This is a genomic window from Synechococcus sp. B60.1, assembly GCF_047462555.1.
GTDB lineage: Bacteria > Cyanobacteriota > Cyanobacteriia > Thermostichales > Thermostichaceae > Thermostichus.
On sequence record NZ_JANSJN010000083.1, the window covers coordinates 7,095 to 12,353 of the forward strand.

The following is a 5,259-nucleotide window of genomic DNA, read 5'->3' on the forward strand; positions in this document are numbered from 1 at the left end:
GGGCCGGCGTTGGGTTAGCGAGCATTGTCCCGCCGGCCTAGCTCATAGAGGCCACCGCCAACACAGGCAATAAGGCCCCAGGAGACGGCCCAGCTTTTGCCCAACGAGATCTCGGTGAAAGCCACCACCACCGCTGCTGCCAACAGGAAAGGGATGACGCTGAGCAGAGAGGCCAGAGCCCCACTGGGATCCCAGGACAACTGCTTTTCCCAACCCTCCTGCAGGCGGCGGTGCAATGGCGACAACCCCCAGATCAGTCCCAGGCTCCAGAGGGCTGTGGCCGCCCACAACGAAGGGCGGATCGCCTCCAGTCCCCCAAATTCAACCCCCATAGCCTCCATGGCCAGCTCCCAACCCTGCCTTTCTAGGCTAGCGGGATTGGGCCCAGTCGGTGGCAGTGATGGTGGTGCCAGGAAATTGAATGGGATTGCCCAAGCTCTGGATCTGGGCTTGGAGAGCGGGCAATAGCTGCAAGTCCAGCAGCGGCTCCCGCAGGATCTCCGCCGGGATCAGATCCCGCTCCAGGGCAAAGTGAGCCGTGTGACCCGCTGCCGTGCCAATGGCCCATTCCACAGGATGCACCCGGTAAGAGGCGCTGGCAATGCGGCTGGTGGCGATGTTCTTGCTGCCAGCTAGAAGATTGTCAATGCGCTGGGGGATCAGGGCCCGCAGCGGGATCTGGTAGGGGTAGGTAGGGGCTTGGGCATCTTGGTTGTGGCTGGGGGGCAGCGAAAAATCGGGCAGCAGGCACTCGTGAAAATCAATAGGGTACTGCCCCACCCCCACCGAATCGTAGAAGATGAAGGGACGCCCGCGGTTTAGCTGCGATTCCCGCGTGGTGATATCCGACTCGTAGATGGTGAACCCCTCCGGGTAGGCAAGGCTGGGCCGACCGAGGATGCGCCGCGACTCGCGGATGTAGGGGTACTTGGAGAGGCCGCTGGCAGTTCCCAGGGGGCTAGCGGGCCCTTTGAGGTAGCGGTAGCGCAGGTAAAAGTCCTTTTGAAAGTCAGGATCCGCCTGCTGCAGGAGAAAATCCGTCCGCCCCGCCACCAACCAGTAGAAGAAGCCTTTAGCATGTTGCTCGGCCCGCCGCAGCGCCTCTACCCGCAAGCCCCCCATCCAGCCGCCGGGATCCAGTTGCCCTGAGGCTTGCAGTTGCTCGTGGGTGAGGATGAGGTTCTTGTCTGGCCCGGTGATGCGCCAGTCGTTGCCCCAGGTCCAGTTCTGCAGGGATTGATCCCCCACCCGGATGGCCTCTTCCCCAAAGCCAAATACCTGTCCCCGGATGCGGCGGTAGGTGAAGACCAGAGCAAAGTTAAAGCGCGGCTGTTCAAAGCTGTAGTAGGGGCCGTGCAGCGGGTCGTTGTAGAACTCCGGCTTGATGGGCACCTGCGGCACAGCGGAGCGCTCGATAACAAAGGTGTAGGTAAACCCCTGGGTGCAGTAGGGATCCCTGTAGGGCTTGGAGCTGGGCTCCCAGCGGCTTTTCCCATCCGTGCCAAGGCGGTAGGGCACCCGCGCCAGGGGCAACAGTTCGCCGGTTTCGGTAGCATCGATTACTACCCAAGGTAGGGTTTTGCCCTGCCGCTGCGGCGGCGGCTCAAAGCGCAGGATCTCTTTGTCCCAGTCTGCGGTGGGCTCTAGGCGGTAAAAATCCAGCAAGTAGGTGGAGAGATCCCCCCGATTCTCCGGCTGGACGCCGGCGTGTTTGGGAATATTGCGGATGGCCTGCACACTGCGGACTTGGTAATTCTCAATCTCCACGTCCTTGACCACCGTCTCGGTAAACAGCCGCAACTGCCCCGACTGCAGGTAGGGATCCAACATCTCTCGGATGACCTGGTGGCCCACCTGGGGTGAGAAGCAGAGCACGCTCACCCAGCACTTGCCGGGGTTGGGATCACCGCCGTACTTTTCCCGCACCCGGCGGCGAAACTCTCTATAGCCCTGGGGAAAGATCTCGTTTTCCCGCTGCAAGGGCCGCTCATCCAAAGCCGAGACCCCCTGGGCGCTCACCTGGCCGCCAATCCAGTCGGTCATTTCGGTCATGCACACCTGTCGCCCCAAGCGCAGGGCCTCGTAGGCCGCCGCCACCCCCCCCAGCCCGCCCCCGGCGATGAGGATCTCGCAAGGGATGCGGGTTTCCGGCAGAGGCTGGGCCAGAGCCGCCCCGGCGCCCAAGATCCCGGCCCCCAGGGCACCGCAGCCCCATCCCTTTAGGTTGAATGCCAGCTTCATCCCTGCCCCGTAACTCGGCCTGCCGGACTTTCCGGCAACTTTTATCATGGGGGAAAGCGCTGCAACTGCTCATGCCGGATCCCACCTTCGTCATCACCACACCCATCTACTACGTCAACGCTGCCCCCCATATCGGCAGCGCCTACACCACCATGGCAGCGGATGCCATCGCCCGTTACCACCGCCTGCGGGGCAAGGATGTGCTGATGGTAACGGGAACTGACGAGCACGGCCAGAAGATCCAGCGCACCGCTGAAGAGCGCGGCCTTCCGCCGCAGCAGCACTGTGACGAGATTGCCGCCCAGTTTGTAGAGCTTTGGCGGTTGCTGGATATCCGCTACGACCGCTTTATCCGCACCACTGACCCTCGCCACAAGGCCATTGTGCGGGAGTTTTTTCAGCGGGTTTGGGAGCGGGGAGATATTTTCGTTGGCCGCCAGCAGGGCTGGTACTGCGTTGCCTGCGAGGAGTTCAAGGACGAGTCAGAGCTCCTAGAAGGTGGGTTTTGCCCCCTTCACCCCAACAAGAAAGTGGAGTGGAAAGACGAAGAAAACTACTTTTTTCGCCTCTCTCGCTACCAGGAAAAACTGGAAGCCCTCTATGCGGAGCACCCGGAGTTCATTCAACCGGAAAGCCGCCGCAACGAGGTCATGAACTTTGTCAAGCAGGGCCTGCGGGACTTTTCCATCTCTCGCCCCAGCGTCTCCTGGGGGATCCCCTTCCCGGCGGATCCCAGCCAAACCCTTTACGTTTGGTTTGATGCCCTCATTAACTACCTCAGCGCCGCCTTGGATCCTCACGACGAGCCCACCCTGGAAAACGCCCTGCGCCGCTACTGGCCTGCCGACGTGCATCTAGTGGGTAAGGACATCGTCCGTTTTCATGCCATCTACTGGCCGGCCATGCTCATGTCGGCAGGGCTGCCGCTGCCTAAACAAATCTTTGGCCACGGCTTTCTCACCAAAGATGGCCTCAAGATGGGCAAAAGCCTGGGGAACACGCTGGATCCCTTTGAGCTGGTGCAACGCTACGGCGCCGATGCCGTGCGCTACTATTTCTTGACCGAAATTGAGCTGGGCAAGGATGGCGACTTTAGCGAGGGCCGCTTCATTGAGGTTCTCAATGCTGACCTCGCCAACGACCTGGGGAATCTGCTCAACCGCACCCTCAATATGCTCAAAAAATACCAGCCCGACTACCGCATTCCCCCGGTGCAGATCGCAGCGGATCACCCCCTCAAAACCCTGGTCGAGCGCCTAGCCCCGGCGGTGGCCGATGCCTACGAGCGGCTGGATCCCAGCTCCGCTGCCCGCAAAGCCCTCAGCTTGGCCCAGGCCAGCAACAAATACCTCGACGAGCAGGCTCCCTGGACGCTGCACAAGCAGGGGCAAAGCGAACAGGTGGCCCAGATCCTCTACGCTGTTTTGGAAAGCGTGCGCTGGGTGGCGGTAGCCCTTTCGCCGATTATTCCTAGCCTCAGCCTCAAGATCCTGCAGCAGATGGGGTTTCCTTTGCAGGATGTTACCCAATTGCGCTGGGATCCAGACGCCAGTTGGGGCCGGCTTCCCGCCGGGCAAGAGCCCCAACCTCCTGTGCCTGTCTTCCAGAGGATTCTCAGATAGCTCTCACGGGTTGGTGGCATCGGGTCGGGAAGGCTGCGCATTGGGGGGGGATCCCTCTGGCGTTGCCTTGCTGGCAAAAGAGCGCATATCTCCCAAGGGAATGCTTGGCGCAGCAGCAGAAAAAGGTCGACCAGCTTGGCCTGAGCGCAACTGAGGGTTACGCATGGCGGTGGGGGGAGTCTCGCTGGACAGCGCCTGCCAGGCCGCCCGTACCCCTGCCCAAAGGCTGCGGACATTGACCTGAGCGCCACGGGCTTGGTTGCGGGCCCCTTCCAGAGAGCGGTTCACCTGCTTCACCACCTGTCCGGCCCCCTTGACCCCTTCGTCGAGGCTGTCGGCGATCTCGCTCACTTCCAAGCTGGTCAGACGCAAAGCCTCCAGCGTAGGGGGCAATTCCCGCAGCAGCGTGTCGAAAAAGCGTTCCACGCTCTGGGCGGCTCGACCCAATTGAATGACGGCAGGCAGCAGGGTCAGGATCACCGCCAAGATACCCACTGCTACCAGACCTACCGAGAGGCCCAGCCAAAAGACCGGATCGCTCATCCTGCTGTCTCCTCCCGATCTCGGGCTTCTGAATCAGCTTCCTCCCGGGCGAGGGGACGCAGGTTTTGGGCTTGCATCAGCTCTTGCCGTTTCTGCAACATGGCTTCCCTGCCCACCGCCGCTGCCTGCTGCAGCCGCAGCAGGGCCTCATCCAAATTCCGTTGAGCGGCGTCGAACAACTTTTCTGCTTGATACTGCAGGCTGCCAGCCACATCTTCTGCCACTTCTGGCAGTGCCTCGGCCGATTTTTTCAACAGTCGCCGCGTCTCCCGTCCGCTGCGGGGGGCCAGGAGTAAGCCAATGACTGTGCCCACCGCCGTTCCCAACAGCAGCCCGCCAATAAACGCGCCGGTCCGGTTTTCCGCCATGCCTCGCCAGGGTTGAGGGGATGCAGGTGGCCCCCAAACCAGACTATCAAAATCTAATGCCGTGCTCTGCCGTGGGGGCGTTGAATTGGGTAAACTACCCGACTCCGACCGCTCAGCGGTACGGAGCAGGCTTTAAGCGCTACGCGCCGCTGACGCGAACGGTAGCCCTGCAGTTGGCAAGCCAACCACGGGCCTCTAGGCCGGTTTACAGCGACCCCCAAAAGGGCAATCACGTTGGCACCGTTCAAATCTGCATCCCCTTCCCAACCACAAGCTGGGTTCACACAACGAAAATGCTTCTCTTCCCGCTGCCCAAGCCACAAACACCGGTGGCAGGTCTGCGAGCTGTAGGCAGGTGGCACCACCACAACCTGGATCCCTGCTCTGGCGGCCTTGTAGTGCACAAATTGCCGCAACGGGTAGAACGCCCCTCGCGCTAGCGGGCCGTAGGCCTCACTGTTCGACCGCCGCCGCTCTCTCTTGCT

Annotated in this window: 6 protein-coding genes; 1 reads left to right on the forward strand and 5 read right to left on the reverse strand. The window is 61.6% G+C overall.

Going from position 1 to position 5,259, the window contains the following annotated elements:
- Positions 1-14: 14 nt before the first annotated feature.
- Positions 15-332 carry a hypothetical protein gene (locus NW863_RS09795; protein WP_414366016.1) on the reverse strand — a complete coding sequence of 106 codons (318 nt, stop codon included), beginning with the start codon at positions 330-332 and terminating at the stop codon, positions 15-17.
- Between the two features lie 37 nt (positions 333-369).
- Complete coding sequence (locus tag NW863_RS09800; RefSeq protein WP_414366017.1) at positions 370-2,241, reverse strand: FAD-dependent oxidoreductase; 1,872 nt, start codon at positions 2,239-2,241, stop codon at positions 370-372.
- 71 nt (positions 2,242-2,312) lie between these two features.
- Between NW863_RS09800 and metG the strand changes: the two genes are divergently transcribed.
- Positions 2,313-3,863 (forward strand): methionine--tRNA ligase, encoded by a 1,551-nt coding sequence (gene metG / locus NW863_RS09805; RefSeq protein WP_414366025.1) that lies wholly within the window; start codon positions 2,313-2,315, stop codon positions 3,861-3,863.
- A gap of 3 nt (positions 3,864-3,866) precedes the next feature.
- Here the strand turns inward: metG and NW863_RS09810 are convergent, their stop codons facing one another.
- The 3 genes from NW863_RS09810 to NW863_RS09820 form a co-directional block, all read right to left on the reverse strand.
- The gene (locus tag NW863_RS09810) at positions 3,867-4,406 is read right to left on the reverse strand and encodes a hypothetical protein (protein WP_414366019.1); all 540 of its coding nucleotides are present in this window, start codon (positions 4,404-4,406) and stop codon (positions 3,867-3,869) included.
- The gene (locus tag NW863_RS09815) at positions 4,403-4,774 is read right to left on the reverse strand and encodes a YtxH domain-containing protein (RefSeq protein ID WP_414366021.1); all 372 of its coding nucleotides are present in this window, start codon (positions 4,772-4,774) and stop codon (positions 4,403-4,405) included. The genes NW863_RS09810 and NW863_RS09815 overlap by 4 nt, the downstream gene beginning before the upstream one ends.
- Before the next feature lie 53 nt (positions 4,775-4,827).
- On the reverse strand, positions 4,828-5,259 hold a 432-nt coding region (locus tag NW863_RS09820), incomplete at its 5' end, for a zinc ribbon domain-containing protein (RefSeq protein ID WP_414366023.1).